Raw genomic sequence first — 12,708 nt, forward strand, 5'->3', positions numbered from 1 at the left:
ACGGAAGGGCGTTGACGCATTTATATGCAGGGCCATGCCCGGGGGTAATAAGATAAATCATCGTTGCGCTGTGAACTTGCCGGAACAATAATCATAAACACCGCATGGTTAATTTTTTTTAATGTTTACCGCTGCCTGACGGTTATTTTGACGCCCTCCCTGGCATCGAGCATTACGGCAGAACAGGGCTCCGCTGTCTGTCTCTGCTTTCGTCCCAGATACCATAGAAACGGCCAGCGTTACTGGCGGTATACCATACGGTATGGCGAATGTTGCGGTGGCCCAGGTAGTCCTGGATAAGGCGGGTATCAATGCCCATGTTGGCCAGGGCGAAGCCGCATGAATGACGGAGCATATGCGGATGAATTTCGAGCGATAGCCCGGCATTATCACCAGAGGCGGAAATAATCTGATAAAACTGCTGGCGAGACAAAGGATTACCTTTTCGTGAGAGAAATAACCATTCGCTGTCGGACTGCGGGTACGAGGCGCGGACCTGTAGCCAGTTTTTTAATGCGCGGATTTCTTTATTTAGCAAAGGATGCGTTGTCGAAAATCCATTCTTAAGCCGGTGAATATAGATACATTTAGAACTAAGGTCGATATCGGAAATTTGCAGGCGGCATATTTCACTGGCGCGTAATCCGTGAATAAAACACAATAATGTCAGGCAATAATTGCGCGTGGCATGTGCACCACTGTTGGCCGCTTTGAGCAATGACTCTATTTCATTGTGAGTCAGGAAGTTCCTTTTTTTTAAAATAGCATTGCTTTTCATTGAGTTCCCTTTATTATACAGCCGGCGAGCGCACTTTTTGGCCATCATAAGATAATGATAAGATTCGGCTGCATGTGCATTATTTATTGCTGCTGCTGGCAATATTTAAGCGATATGACTTCTTTTGGACAGGCAGTTCTTATTTTTATATATATATTCGGCGTTGCGGTTTGGGGTAGGGCCCATATCCTGCTCATTCTTTTTCTCCTTAACTGGGTAGGCAGCAGTATATAACTTCTAATAATGTTAACCATACTGCAAAAACCATCTTATGAATAGGGAAAACAGGAAGCGCAACAATTGTGGGGAGCGTTAAGAATTGTTTTATTTCATATGAGATAAACCTTAACTGCCGCTAAGAGGGGGGTATATCGGAGGGTTGCGTAGCCAAAAAATCTGGCTGATAAGGAAGCGAGAGATGCGCATTGGCTAATTTAGAGTGGGGTGATGACGAATGCAAAATAACCGTACAGCAATGCGTTTTTGCCGTAATAATGCCGTGGCGCGAACAGGACACGCGCTCGCGCCTTATATGGCAGGCTACCTCAGCTGCTCCAGAAACAGCAGGGCGGCTATGGCGACCATCATCACCCCCGAAGCGATGCTGACCTTTTGCGCGATTTGAGGCCGGGTCGCTAACAGCGCTTTGGCGCCGTAGCCGACCAGTAAATAGACCAGCGTGCAGGTGATAAGGTGAATACCGCCCAGCGCCGACATCTGCTGCGCGACCGACCAGCTTCCCTGGGGGTCGGTAAACTGCGGCAGCAGGGCCAGAAACAGAAGAAAGACTTTTGGATTGAGGCCGCTAATGCATAGCCCCTTAATCGCCCAGCGATTCCAGCTATCCGCGCTGTATTGCTGTGTGCCTGGCGTTGGCGGATGGCGCAAAATAGCGATCCCCAGCCACATCAGATAGCCCGCGCCCAGCAGGGTAATCGTCGATAGCGCCAGCGGGTGGCCGGCGATTAACACGCCGATTCCGGCGACGACGATCAGCGTGGCCAGCAGGTGACCGGACATTAGTCCGGCGACGGCGGGTATCACGCGCCGCCCGTTGATCCCTGCGCTGATGGTGTAGGCCCAGTCAGCCCCCGGCGTGATGATCAGCAGAAAGGAAACCAGCCAAAAGCTGGCGATAAAGCTCATTTCCATGGCCAGCGCACCCCTGCGTGTTGATGGCAGTTTCTCATCGTTTTCCCTCGTAAAGCGGCGATTATTTGAGGAAAAGAATATCGGGTTTATTGCGCAATGAGCTTTCAATGTTATGCTCTGGAAGGGAAATCTGAGGGAAAATATTCCAAATGGATAGCATCGATCGAAAAATTCTTGCTGAGCTGCAGGCCGACGGGCGACTATCGATAACCGAGCTGGCCGAACGGGTGAATCTCAGTCTTTCGCCCTGTCATCGCCGGCTGCGCACGCTGGAGCAGGAGGGGGTGATTACCGGCTATCGGGCCAACCTTGATCCGGCTAAAATGGGCTTCAACTTTTTGGCCATCGTCTTCGCGACGCTAAAAGAGGGGGACAAAAAAGCGGTAAGCGCGTTTGAGGAAGCGGTCGAAGAGATCCCGCAAATCGTGCTGGCGCAGCGTCTGTTTGGCGATCCGGACTATCTGATGCATGTGGTGACGCGCGATCTTCCGGCCTTCCAGAAGCTGTACGATGATAAACTCTCCGCAATGCCCGGCGTGCAGCATTTACGTTCGACATTGGTCATGAAGACGGTCGTGCAGGATCGCCCTTTTCCGCTCGGTAATGGGTAACCGCAGCCCGGACAGATGCGTAGCATCGCCTCCGGGGAAATAACGGTGATGCGTCATCAAAGGTGAGCCGGCAGCAGTATGAGCATTCTGTCAAAGCAGAGTGGTATTACTCTTTTTCCAGCAGACGCATAAACACCGTCAGCGCTTCATCAAGCTGCTGGCGCTGCCCCGCAGAAAGGCCATCCAGCAGCTGCCGCTCATTTTCCACGTGGCTCTCTACCGCCCTGTCGATTAACTTCCGCCCCTCAGGCGTCAGCGCGACCAGCATGCTGCGCGCATCGTCCGGGTTTGGCAGGCGGCGAATAAACCCTCGTTTTTCCAGCGCCTTAAGACGATGGGTCATGGTGCCGGAGGTGATCATTAACGTTGAAAAGAGCTGGGTTGGCGACAGCACGAACGGATCGCCCGCCCGTCGCAAAGTCGCCAGCATGTCAAACTCCCAGCGCACTAAATCATGGCGAAGAAAAGCCGCTTCAATGCGCGGTTCCAGCAGCAGTGCGCAGCGCTTCAGACGACCGAACGGTCCCATTGGAGTGCAATCGAGATCGGGGCGTTCCCGTTTCCACTGTTCAAGAATGCGATCCACGGCGTCGGTCTGCGGTGATTTGTCCATTAATGCCTACTTGTCTTGATATCAAGATAAATATCGATACATACTTAGGCCATAATTTACCTTGATATGAAGATAAAATCATGGCCTTTGTTTCGCGCAACCTTGTTGTAGATCTATTCTTAACCGCGCTGGCGCCCGCCATCTGGGGCAGCACCTATATTGTCACCTCGCAGTTCCTGCCGCCCGATAGACCGTTTATCGCCGCGCTGCTGCGGGTGCTGCCGGCCGGGATCGCCCTGCTGATCTGGAGCCGTCGCCTTCCGCTGCGCGGCGAGTGGTGGAAGCTGATTGTCACCGGGATCCTGAATATCGGCGCGTTCCAGGCGCTGCTGTTTATTGCCGCTTATCGGCTGCCGGGCGGACTGGCGGCGGTGATTGGCGCTATCCAGCCGCTGCTGGTGATGCTGCTGGCATGGTGCGTCGATCGTCAGCGATCGCCCTGGCTCGCGGTGCTATCAGCAATGACGGGGATCGTGGGAATGGCGATGTTGCTGCTATCGCCGCAAATGACGCTCGATCCGCTTGGGATCGGCGCGGCGTTTCTGGGGGCGATGAGTATGGCGCTTGGGACCTGGCTGTCGCGGCGCTGGGCGATCGCCTTGCCGGTTATTGCCCTGACAGGCTGGCAGCTGCTGATTGGCGGTATTGTACTGGCGCCGATTGCGTTACTGGTCGATCCGCCGCTGCATCAGGTAACGCTGACTCAGGCGGCGGGTTATTTGTGGCTGTGCGTTGCCGGGGCAATGCTCGCGTATGGCCTCTGGTTCCGCGGTATTGGCCGTCTTTCTCCGGTAGCGGTATCGGCAATGAGCCTGCTGAGTCCGGTGACAGCGGTACTATTAGGCTGGATTTTCCTCGGACAAAAAATTGAGGGGCTGGCGCTGGCGGGATTGGTGATTGTGCTATTCAGCGTGCTGTCGATTCAGCGCGCGTTATCGAATAAGAGAGCTGCAGCGGGTCGGTAAATCCCGGAGGCGATGCTGCGCATCTGTCCGGGCTACCGGCCCGCAGACGGCGATGAACCTGTAGCCCGGGCAAGGCGCGTCAAGCGCCGCCCCCGGGGGCAGCGCGCAGAGTGGCCAAATTTCCCGGAGGCGATGCTGCGCATCTGTCCGGGCTACTGCACCGCAGACGGCGGTGAACCCACAAACCGGGCTGCGGGTTCACTGTTCGCCAAAAACAAAAAAGCCCCATCAAGGGGCTCGACATTGCTGGGTGCTTATTATGTGGCGGGAGCCAGACCAGCCGCCTTCAGGCGACCTGTCCGGCAGCTCCCTCTGCAACCATTCGATTATTTAGACAGCTCGGCGGTCATATGTACCTGGTTACCGGTATAAGCTTCGGTAATGTGGTAAGACTCACCCTGGTCTTTAGCAATGGCAGCGATTTTGGCTTCGGCGTTGTCCAGAGTATCTGCGGTTACGCTAACAGGCTGAGCGAAGCTAGCAAAAGAGACCAGAGACAGCATACCGGCAGCGGCAAGTAATTTTACGTTTTTCATGGTGTTTATCCTTTTAACTTTTATGGTGGAAAGCGTGGTTGCTTTCGATGGACTTATAATAAGTCTGCTAACTATAACGCGCGTTGCAAAAAGTGCGATTTAGATCACACTTTTGTGACGGTATGATGATGAATTACCTGATTTTGTTTTTTTATTTTCAATAAAAACATATGGATGCTCTCTTTTGAGACCTGTTTCAGGCCTTAGAAAATAGTTTCAAAAGAGGCGCGATTAGCTTTCTTCAGGTTATTAACTATTGCTTTTGTGAATATGTAGGGCGTTTTTTACGCAATAAAAGCCATCATACTTCGCCCATCAGCGAAGCATTGAGCCCGGCAAAGAAGATACCCTGGCCTTCACACTGATTGCGTGAGGACGACGATATGATTGCAGTACTCTTTGAAGCTGAGGTTACCCCGGCGAGCCAGGAGCGCTACTTAACGCTGGCGGCGGAGCTGAAGCCGCTGCTGAGCGATATTGACGGTTTTATTGCCATTGAGCGTTTTCAAAGCCTGACTGCGGCAGGCAAAATTCTGTCGCTCTCCTGGTGGCGGGATGAAGATGCGGTACTGGCGTGGAGGCGCAACCTTTGCCATCAGGCTGCGCAGAAAGAGGGACGGGAGAGCATCTTCGCCTGCTATCAAATTCGGGTTGCCCGGGTGCTGCGCGAATATCGTTCTCAACATGCCGATTAACGTAATATGGCGGCAGTTTGCCGTTGGGAAAATAAGCGAGGCGCTATGTTAAAACCTGTTGAGCGGATTGAAGACGATGAATCGCTGGCCCTGGCGATGGCGGCAGTGGCGTCGGCAATGGCGGATGCCTCGCGGTTGAAGATACTTTGCGCCTTGATGGATGGCCGGGCGTGGACGGCTACCGAGCTTTCCACCGTGGCCGACATTTCCCCCTCCACCGCCAGCGCGCATCTTAGCCGGCTGGTCAGCAGCGGTTTGCTGATGTGCCTTGCCCAGGGCCGCCATCGCTACTACCGCCTCGCCGGTAGCGATGTTGCCGGATTGCTGGAAAATATGATGACCATGGCCGGCAAGCGTGCGGTGGCGCTGTCCACCGCAACGCCGGTTAATTTACGCGTCGCGCGTACCTGTTACGATCATCTGGCCGGCGAAGTGGCGGTATCACTGTATGATTTTCTGCTGCGCGAAGCGTGGATAGCGCCTGATGGCACTGCTCTGACGCCCGTCGGCGAAGCGCAGTTTGCGCGCCTGGGGATAATGACGAAGAGCGGCTCCCGGCGCAAAGCGTGCTGCGGCTGCCTTGACTGGAGCGAACGTCGCTTTCATCTCGGTGGGGCGGCAGGCGCGGCGCTGCTGCAGCACGGTCTGCAGAAAGGCTGGTTTACCACTACCCCGGGATTCCGCGAAGTGACGATTACGTCAGCAGGATGGCGAGCGCTACATCAGCATTTTCAGCTGGCGAAAAATACCCGATCAGCGAGTGATTAAGAGTGTTCTGACAGGGGGGGAATAGTTTTTATGCCAATATAGGTTGCTATATTGTTAATTCTATATCGTCTTTTCCCCTTCCGTGTAAATAACAATAACTTTGTTTCTTGCTATCAATCCTGAATCATTAATAGTTGTCAGCTATCTGTTACATTGATTAACAGCTCGTGAACATATGTATATTTGTCAGCGAAAAATAGCATTCTTTGACGCCGACAGCCTTGACGATTTCTTTATTAGAATTCGTTCCTGACGCCTTAAATATTGCGGCTTCCGGTCAGTCGAAGTTTCTATTAACAGTTGCACAAGTGAGCATCGCAAATCGCTTCTGACTTTTGTGCGAATTAACTGTTTGCTCATCGATACTTAATTCACTCTGACAAGGAAATGGCAATGAAAAAGGTTCTTCTCTCTGCTGCAATGGCGACTGCGTTTTTTGGTATGGCTGCAGCAAATGCTGCTGATACCAATGTAGGCGGCGGTCAGGTTAATTTCTTCGGTAAAGTTACCGATGTATCTTGTACTGTTTCCGTAAATGGCCAGGGCAGCGATGCAAACGTTTATCTGTCACCGGTGACTTTAACTGAAGTTAAAGCCGCCGCTGCGGATACCTATCTGAAACCGAAATCTTTCACTATCGATGTGTCTGACTGCCAGGCCGCTGACGGTACCAAACAGGACGATGTGAGCAAACTGGGCGTGAACTGGACTGGCGGTAACCTGCTGGCCGGCGCTACTGCTAAGCAGCAGGGCTACCTGGCGAACACCGAAGCCGCTGGCGCGCAGAATATCCAGCTGGTTCTGTCCACCGACAACGCGACCGCGCTGACCAACAAAATCATCCCGGGTGATGCCACCCAGCCTAAAGCGACCGGCGATGCTTCTGCCGTTCAGGACGGCGCGCGCTTCACTTACTACGTTGGCTACGCTACCAGCACCCCGACGACTGTCACCACCGGTGTAGTTAACAGCTACGCGACTTACGAAATTACTTATCAGTAATATCGACTGAGAGATAAAGCCGCCTCGTGCCGGGGCGGTTTATATCCGCAATCTTTCGAATAGCACAGGCGCTGGCGACGCTCGCTCATCCCAGTCACTTACTGGAGGAAGCTCCCGGGGATTAATGAGAGGCTCCTGCCTCTCAGCGAAGGCCAGCCTTCGGCTGGACAAATTCGTCGGGAACGCATTTGTCACGCTCTTGCCGCCTTTCTGCAATTCGAATTATTCAGGGTATACAACAATAATAAAGCGGCCACTGCTGCCGCTTATTTTTTATTCTGAGGTCAGCATGAAGCGTATTGCCCTTTTTTTCTGTTTCATTTTTAGTTTTGCGGCCCATGCCAACAATATTATTGTTAACGGCACCCGTTTTATTTACCCAGGAAATGAAAAAGAAATAACGGTGCAGCTCTCTAACACCGCCGACCGTCCGGCGCTGGCGCAGGCCTGGCTGGACAACGGTAATGCCGATGCGACGCCGGATACCATTACCACACCATTTATTATCACGCCGCCTATTTCCCGCGTTGATGCGAAAAGCGGCCAGACCCTGCGTATTAAGCTCGGCAGCAATGCGGGACTGGCTAAAGATAAAGAGACGCTATGGTGGCTGAATCTTCTGGAAATACCGCCGGTCGAGGCCAGCCAGAAAAATGAAGGACAGAATATTCTGCAGCTGGCGATTCGTTCGCGCTTTAAGTTTATTTATCGTCCTGCCGGTTTAGGCAATCGCGACGCGGCGGCAGACAAATTAGCGCTCTCCGCTAACGGCAGCAGCCTGTCGATCGGTAATCCAACGCCCTTTTATATCACCGTAAGCCGTATCTCCCGTAACGGCGGCAAAGCGCTGAATAGCAAAACGGTCATGCTTGCCCCGCAGTCCAGTCAGACCATCGCCCTCTCTTCTGCGGTGAGCAAAGGTGAGACCCTGACCGTTAACAATATTAATGATTATGGCGCAGACGTCGCAGTGAAAGTTACCGTCAAATAAGGGAAACGATCATGAAGCAGAGGTCAATCTGCCCGGGAAGATTAAGCACGGCGATTGCGGTTGCGCTGTGCTGCTTGCCGCCATTTTCCAGCGGACAGGAAAACCCGGGAACGGTCTATCAGTTTAACGATGGTTTTATCGTCGGTAGTCGCGAAAAGGTCGACCTGTCGCGCTTCTCGACCAGCGCTATCAGCGAGGGCGTCTATTCCCTTGATGTGTATACCAACGGCGAATGGAAAGGGCGCTACGACCTGAAAATCACCGCCGGTAAAGATGGCAAAATGGGCGTCTGCTACACCAAAGCGATGCTGATGCAGTACGGGATCTCGCCGGAAAAGTTTAACCCGCAGCTCAGCGAAAAAGAGGGATTCTGCGGACGCCTGCAGGAGTGGCGTAACGAAGATAATGTTAAAGACACGCTGATTCAGTCCTCTCTGCGACTGGATATTTCCGTACCGCAAATCTATGAAGATCAGCGCCTGAAAAACTTTGTCAGCCCGGAGTTCTGGGATAAAGGCGTTGCGGCGCTGAATTTAGGCTGGATGGCGAACGCCTGGAATAGCCACACGTCGTCGAACAACGGCTCTGATAACAGCAGCGCGTACCTTGGCGTTAACGCGGGCCTGTCGTGGGACGGCTGGCTGCTCAAGCATATCGGTAACCTGAACTGGCAGCAGCAGCAGGGGAAAGCTCACTGGAACAGCAACCAGACCTGGCTGCAGCGTCCTGTTCCGCAGATTAATTCGATAGTCAGCGGCGGGCAGATTTTTACCAGCGGCGAGTTCTTCGACACGATTGGCCTGCGCGGGGTCAACCTGGCGACCGATGACAATATGTTCCCGGACGGCATGCGCTCTTACGCTCCCGAAATTCGCGGCGTAGCGCAAAGCAATGCCCTGGTGACGGTGCGCCAGGGCAGCAATATTATCTATCAGACCACGGTACCGCCGGGGCCGTTTACCCTGCAGGATGTCTATCCTTCCGGCTACGGTAGCGATCTTGAAGTATCGGTAAAAGAGGCCGACGGTTCGGTTGAGGTATTCAGCGTGCCTTACGCCTCAGTGGCGCAGCTGCTGCGTCCGGGAATGACCCGCTATGCGCTTTCTGCCGGTAAGGTCGACGATAGCTCCCTGCGTAATAAACCGATGCTTTACCAGGGAACCTTTCAACACGGTTTGAATAACCTGTTCACCGGCTATACCGGCGTCACCGGCTTTGATGACTATCAGGCCTTCCTGCTGGGAACCGGGATGAATACCGGCATCGGCGCGCTCTCCTTCGACGTTACCCACTCGCGGCTGAAGAGCGATACCCTTGACGAGCAGGGGCAGAGCTATCGCGCCACCTTTAACCGTATGTTTACCGAAACCCAGACCAGTATCGTGCTGGCGGCGTATCGCTACTCCACCAAAGGCTACTACAACCTGAACGACGCGCTGTACGCCGTCGATCAGGAAAAGAACCACCGCAGCAGCTACACCGTATGGCGGCAGAAAAACGGGATGACGTTTACCGTTAACCAGAACCTGCCGGACGGCTGGGGCGGTTTTTACCTTAGCGGTCGGGTGGCGGATTACTGGAACCGTTCGGGAACGGAAAAGCAGTACCAGTTTAGTTACAACAACATGTACGGTCGGCTCTCGTGGTCGGTCAGCGCCCAGCGCGTCTATACCCCGGATAGCTCCGGCCACCGTCGTGACGATCGCGTTTCACTCAACTTTAGCTACCCGCTATGGTTCGGCGAAAACCGTACGGCTAACCTGACGTCAAACACCTCGTTTAATAACTCGCGCTTCGCCAGCTCGCAGATTGGGGTCAACGGTTCGCTGGATAGCGAAAATAACCTCAACTACGGCGTGTCGACAACGACCTCGACCGGCGGCCAGCACGACGTGGCGCTGAACGGCAGCTACCGTACCCCGTGGACCACGCTGAACGGCAGCTATAGCCAGGGCGAAGGGTATCGCCAGAGCGGCGTGGGCGCCAGCGGAACGCTAATTGCTCATCGGCATGGCGTCGTGTTCTCGCCGGAAAGCGGCACCACGATGGCGCTGATTGAAGCAAAAGATGCCGCAGGCGCGATGCTGCCCGGTTCGCCGGGGACCCGCATCGACAGCAACGGCTATGCCATCCTGCCGTATCTGCGGCCTTACCGGATTAACTCGGTTGAAATTGATCCCAAAGGCAGCAGCGACGACGTCGCCTTCGGCAGTACCGTGGCGCAGGTCGTGCCGTGGGAAGGGAGCGTGGTTAAGGTCTCTTTCGATACCACGGTGCAGAACAACATCACTCTGCAGGCGCGCCAGGCAAACGGCCTGCCGTTACCGTTCGCCGCCACGATATATGCCCCATCCGGGAAAGAGATTGGCGTGGTGGGCCAGGGCAGCATGATGTTTATCAGCGACGCCAGCGCGCCGCAGGCTACGGTCAAATGGAGCGGTGGACAGTGTTCGGTAGAGTTAAGTCAGCAAAAAACAAAGGAAACGCTATGTCGCTAATGAAAAAACTGACGCTTTTTATTGGCTTAATGGCGATGGGAACCACGTCGGCATGGGCGTACTGTACGCGTCTGTCGCAGCCGACCGTTAACCTCGACATGGTGGTGGGGAGGGTGGTGGTTCCACCGGACCTGCCGGTAGGATCGGTGATCGTTTCCCGTAACTGGACTATGTCGGCGCCGGGCGGGGCCAGCTATAGCTGCAGCAGCGGCAATAACCGCTTTGCGGCCAAAATCGTTTCCACCGGCGCGACGGATCTGGGAAATAAAATTTACTCTACCAACGTGCCCGGTATCGGCCTGCGCTTTAGCCGCGGCGGGGCGACGGTGAATATTATCTACCCGGATGTTTACTCGAGCTACGCCAGCAGGACCACGAATTACTCGCTGGAAGGCTCACGCTTTACGCTGGAAGTGATTAAAACTGCCAGCGTGACCGGGAGCGGTACTCTGGCGGCGGGGAAATATACCTCTTATGACTGGGAGAACGGTAACAACCCGATTCTGGTGACGTACCTGAGCGCCAACGCGATCACCGTGGTGTCGCCCTCATGCACTATCCTGAGCGGCAAAAATATGAACGTTGATGTTGGCACCATTAAGCGCAGCGATCTTAACGGCGTCGGCACTACCGCCGGAGGTAAGGATTTTAATATTGAGCTGCAGTGCAGCGGCGGATTAAGCGAGTCGGGGTATGCCAATATCCAGACCTCATTTTCCGGTACGCTGGCGACCGGCACCACGAACGCCCGAGGCGCGCTGCTGAATGAAAAATCCGGTAGCTCGCTGGCGAAAGGGATTGGTATTCAGGTTTTGAAAGATGGCGTGCCGCTGGAGTTCAACAAAAAGTACAGCGTCGGTACGCTGCGCACGCAGGAGACCCGCTATATCACCCTGCCTCTGCATGCGCGTTTCTATCAATATGCGCCGACCACCAGTACCGGTGAGGTGGAGTCGCACATGATCTTTAACCTGACGTACGATTAATTCGGGAGGCGGGTATGAGTGATGCAGCACGATTCAAAATTAGCAAACGACTCATTCAGCTGACCCTGATAAGCGGGGCGCTGATGGCCTCAACGGCGTGGGGTTTCGAAACCAATTACGATCGCGGGCGGGTGGATTTTGCCGGACGAGTGACCGATATTTCCTGTAGCGTGGCGCTCAACGGCGGTCACAACGCGGGGAGCGGCAGCGTCTGGCTGGCGCCGGTCAGCCTGGCGGAAGTGCACGATCGCGGCGCCGGCGCATTTATGAAACCGCAGCCCTTTACCCTGGAGCTCTCTAACTGCCAGCTACGGTACGACGGCGGCGCGGCCGATAAAGATGAGATCCGCCTGGTCAGCGTACGCTGGGTTGATGGATATATGGTCAAGGCGGTCAGCAATGAAAATGCCGGTTATCTGGCGAATACGCGAGCGGACGGGGCCAGCCATATCTTCCTCGCGCTCTCAACCAACGACGATAATACGTTGGATAAAAGCAATAAAATTGTTCCGGCCGATCCTCAACAAAACCGCGTACCGCTGGTAGAAAAGGCGGTAGATGGCGGCGTATTTACTTATTACATTGGCTACGTGACGCCAGCGCCGGAAAAAGCCACCAGCGGTCCGTTGACCAGTTGGGCGACCTGGGAGCTGGTTTATAATTGAGTCGCCGGTGGGATGGCCCGAGGGATAATATTGATGCCGGAATTTTCCGGCATTTTTTTAAACTGCGATCTTTTCCTGGACCAGTTGTTCAATGCTGACTTCCTGCCAGTAATGGCCCTGAATAGCAAACCACTCCATACCCTGTAACCATTTCTTATGCGCTTCGCTTTCTACGCCCTCAATAATCACGTTATGGTGGTTACGGGAAAGGAACGTGACCAGCGCATCCATTAATGGCCGACCAAACTCTTTATGCATTAAATGCCAGAAAAAATCTTTATCGATTTTGACATAATCAAAGTGATAACCGCAAATAGCGCTAAGGAAGGTGCGAACAAGTTCCTGATATGAGATCATCATATTCATCCGGAGCGCATCCCAGAGGGACATCATGAGCCATCAACTCACCTTCGCCGATAGTGAATTCAGCACTAAGCGCCGTCAGACC

Annotated in this window: 13 protein-coding genes and 1 pseudogene; 9 read left to right on the forward strand and 5 right to left on the reverse strand. The window is 54.0% G+C overall.

From position 1 onward, the window contains the following. Nucleotides 1-172 precede the first annotated feature (172 nt). Together K2184_RS28135 and K2184_RS28140 are read right to left on the reverse strand one after the other, a co-directional pair. Nucleotides 173-778 carry a tyrosine-type DNA invertase gene (locus K2184_RS28135; RefSeq protein ID WP_004105369.1) on the reverse strand — a complete coding sequence of 202 codons (606 nt, stop codon included), beginning with the start codon at nt 776-778 and terminating at the stop codon, nt 173-175. Between the two features lie 540 nt (nt 779-1,318). Then, a complete protein-coding gene (locus K2184_RS28140) occupies nt 1,319-1,930 on the reverse strand; it encodes a LysE family translocator (RefSeq protein WP_004105367.1) in 612 nt (203 codons plus the stop codon). Between the two features lie 149 nt (nt 1,931-2,079). On the opposite strand from K2184_RS28140, the gene K2184_RS28145 reads away from it, so the two are divergent. Continuing rightward, a complete protein-coding gene (locus K2184_RS28145) occupies nt 2,080-2,541 on the forward strand; it encodes an Lrp/AsnC family transcriptional regulator (RefSeq protein ID WP_004105365.1) in 462 nt (153 codons plus the stop codon). A 106-nt stretch (nt 2,542-2,647) separates the two neighbouring features. Here K2184_RS28145 and K2184_RS28150 read toward each other — a convergent pair whose 3' ends face one another. Next, the gene (locus K2184_RS28150; protein ID WP_004105364.1) at nt 2,648-3,154 is read right to left on the reverse strand and encodes a MarR family winged helix-turn-helix transcriptional regulator; all 507 of its coding nucleotides are present in this window, start codon (nt 3,152-3,154) and stop codon (nt 2,648-2,650) included. Between the two features lie 80 nt (nt 3,155-3,234). Between K2184_RS28150 and K2184_RS28155 the strand changes: the two genes are divergently transcribed. Next, complete coding sequence (locus K2184_RS28155; RefSeq protein WP_064372390.1) at nt 3,235-4,119, forward strand: EamA family transporter; 885 nt, start codon at nt 3,235-3,237, stop codon at nt 4,117-4,119. 326 nt (nt 4,120-4,445) lie between these two features. On the opposite strand, the gene K2184_RS28160 is transcribed toward K2184_RS28155, so the two are convergent. Continuing rightward, nucleotides 4,446-4,655: a YdgH/BhsA/McbA-like domain containing protein gene (locus K2184_RS28160; RefSeq protein WP_004105360.1), complete on the reverse strand. Its 210-nt coding sequence runs from the start codon at nt 4,653-4,655 to the stop codon at nt 4,446-4,448. A gap of 383 nt (nt 4,656-5,038) precedes the next feature. Between K2184_RS28160 and K2184_RS28165 the strand changes: the two genes are divergently transcribed. The 7 genes from K2184_RS28165 (at nt 5,039) to K2184_RS28195 (ending at nt 12,260) form a co-directional block, all read left to right on the forward strand. Next, nucleotides 5,039-5,350 carry an antibiotic biosynthesis monooxygenase family protein gene (locus K2184_RS28165; protein WP_004115172.1) on the forward strand — a complete coding sequence of 104 codons (312 nt, stop codon included), beginning with the start codon at nt 5,039-5,041 and terminating at the stop codon, nt 5,348-5,350. A 45-nt stretch (nt 5,351-5,395) separates the two neighbouring features. After that, entirely contained in the window at nt 5,396-6,118 is a 723-nt protein-coding gene (locus tag K2184_RS28170; protein ID WP_004105356.1) for an ArsR/SmtB family transcription factor, read from the forward strand. A 393-nt stretch (nt 6,119-6,511) separates the two neighbouring features. After that, complete coding sequence (gene mrkA / locus K2184_RS28175) at nt 6,512-7,120, forward strand: type 3 fimbria major subunit MrkA (protein ID WP_004105354.1); 609 nt, start codon at nt 6,512-6,514, stop codon at nt 7,118-7,120. 289 nt (nt 7,121-7,409) lie between these two features. Then, nucleotides 7,410-8,111 carry a fimbrial biogenesis chaperone gene (locus K2184_RS28180; protein WP_004105352.1) on the forward strand — a complete coding sequence of 234 codons (702 nt, stop codon included), beginning with the start codon at nt 7,410-7,412 and terminating at the stop codon, nt 8,109-8,111. An 11-nt stretch (nt 8,112-8,122) separates the two neighbouring features. Then, on the forward strand, nt 8,123-10,609 hold the full coding sequence (locus K2184_RS28185; protein ID WP_004105350.1) for a fimbria/pilus outer membrane usher protein: 2,487 nt from the start codon (nt 8,123-8,125) through the stop codon (nt 10,607-10,609). Further along, nucleotides 10,600-11,595 carry a fimbrial protein gene (locus tag K2184_RS28190; RefSeq protein WP_004105348.1) on the forward strand — a complete coding sequence of 332 codons (996 nt, stop codon included), beginning with the start codon at nt 10,600-10,602 and terminating at the stop codon, nt 11,593-11,595. Before K2184_RS28185 ends, K2184_RS28190 begins: the two co-directional genes overlap by 10 nt. Before the next feature lie 14 nt (nt 11,596-11,609). After that, entirely contained in the window at nt 11,610-12,260 is a 651-nt protein-coding gene (locus K2184_RS28195) for a fimbrial protein (protein WP_163525861.1), read from the forward strand. A gap of 57 nt (nt 12,261-12,317) precedes the next feature. Here K2184_RS28195 and mrkJ read toward each other — a convergent pair. Next, nucleotides 12,318-12,584: pseudogene (gene mrkJ / locus K2184_RS28200) on the reverse strand (cyclic-di-GMP phosphodiesterase MrkJ); the annotation flags it as partial. Nucleotides 12,585-12,708 lie beyond the last annotated feature (124 nt).

Source organism: Klebsiella sp. K5-306, from assembly GCF_051835185.1.
GTDB lineage: Bacteria > Pseudomonadota > Gammaproteobacteria > Enterobacterales > Enterobacteriaceae > Klebsiella > Klebsiella oxytoca.

Coding starts and splice junctions, on each gene's coding strand:
- K2184_RS28150 (WP_004105364.1), bottom strand. CDS start 3,154: ATGGACAAATCACCGCAGACCGACGCCGTGGATCGCATTCTTGAACAG.
- K2184_RS28165 (WP_004115172.1), top strand. CDS start 5,039: ATGATTGCAGTACTCTTTGAAGCTGAGGTTACCCCGGCGAGCCAGGAG.
- K2184_RS28185 (WP_004105350.1), top strand. CDS start 8,123: ATGAAGCAGAGGTCAATCTGCCCGGGAAGATTAAGCACGGCGATTGCG.
- K2184_RS28160 (WP_004105360.1), bottom strand. CDS start 4,655: ATGAAAAACGTAAAATTACTTGCCGCTGCCGGTATGCTGTCTCTGGTC.
- K2184_RS28180 (WP_004105352.1), top strand. CDS start 7,410: ATGAAGCGTATTGCCCTTTTTTTCTGTTTCATTTTTAGTTTTGCGGCC.
- K2184_RS28170 (WP_004105356.1), top strand. CDS start 5,396: ATGTTAAAACCTGTTGAGCGGATTGAAGACGATGAATCGCTGGCCCTG.
- K2184_RS28135 (WP_004105369.1), bottom strand. CDS start 778: ATGAAAAGCAATGCTATTTTAAAAAAAAGGAACTTCCTGACTCACAAT.
- K2184_RS28190 (WP_004105348.1), top strand. CDS start 10,600: ATGTCGCTAATGAAAAAACTGACGCTTTTTATTGGCTTAATGGCGATG.
- mrkA (WP_004105354.1), top strand. CDS start 6,512: ATGAAAAAGGTTCTTCTCTCTGCTGCAATGGCGACTGCGTTTTTTGGT.
- K2184_RS28155 (WP_064372390.1), top strand. CDS start 3,235: ATGGCCTTTGTTTCGCGCAACCTTGTTGTAGATCTATTCTTAACCGCG.
- K2184_RS28195 (WP_163525861.1), top strand. CDS start 11,610: ATGAGTGATGCAGCACGATTCAAAATTAGCAAACGACTCATTCAGCTG.
- K2184_RS28145 (WP_004105365.1), top strand. CDS start 2,080: ATGGATAGCATCGATCGAAAAATTCTTGCTGAGCTGCAGGCCGACGGG.
- K2184_RS28140 (WP_004105367.1), bottom strand. CDS start 1,930: ATGGAAATGAGCTTTATCGCCAGCTTTTGGCTGGTTTCCTTTCTGCTG.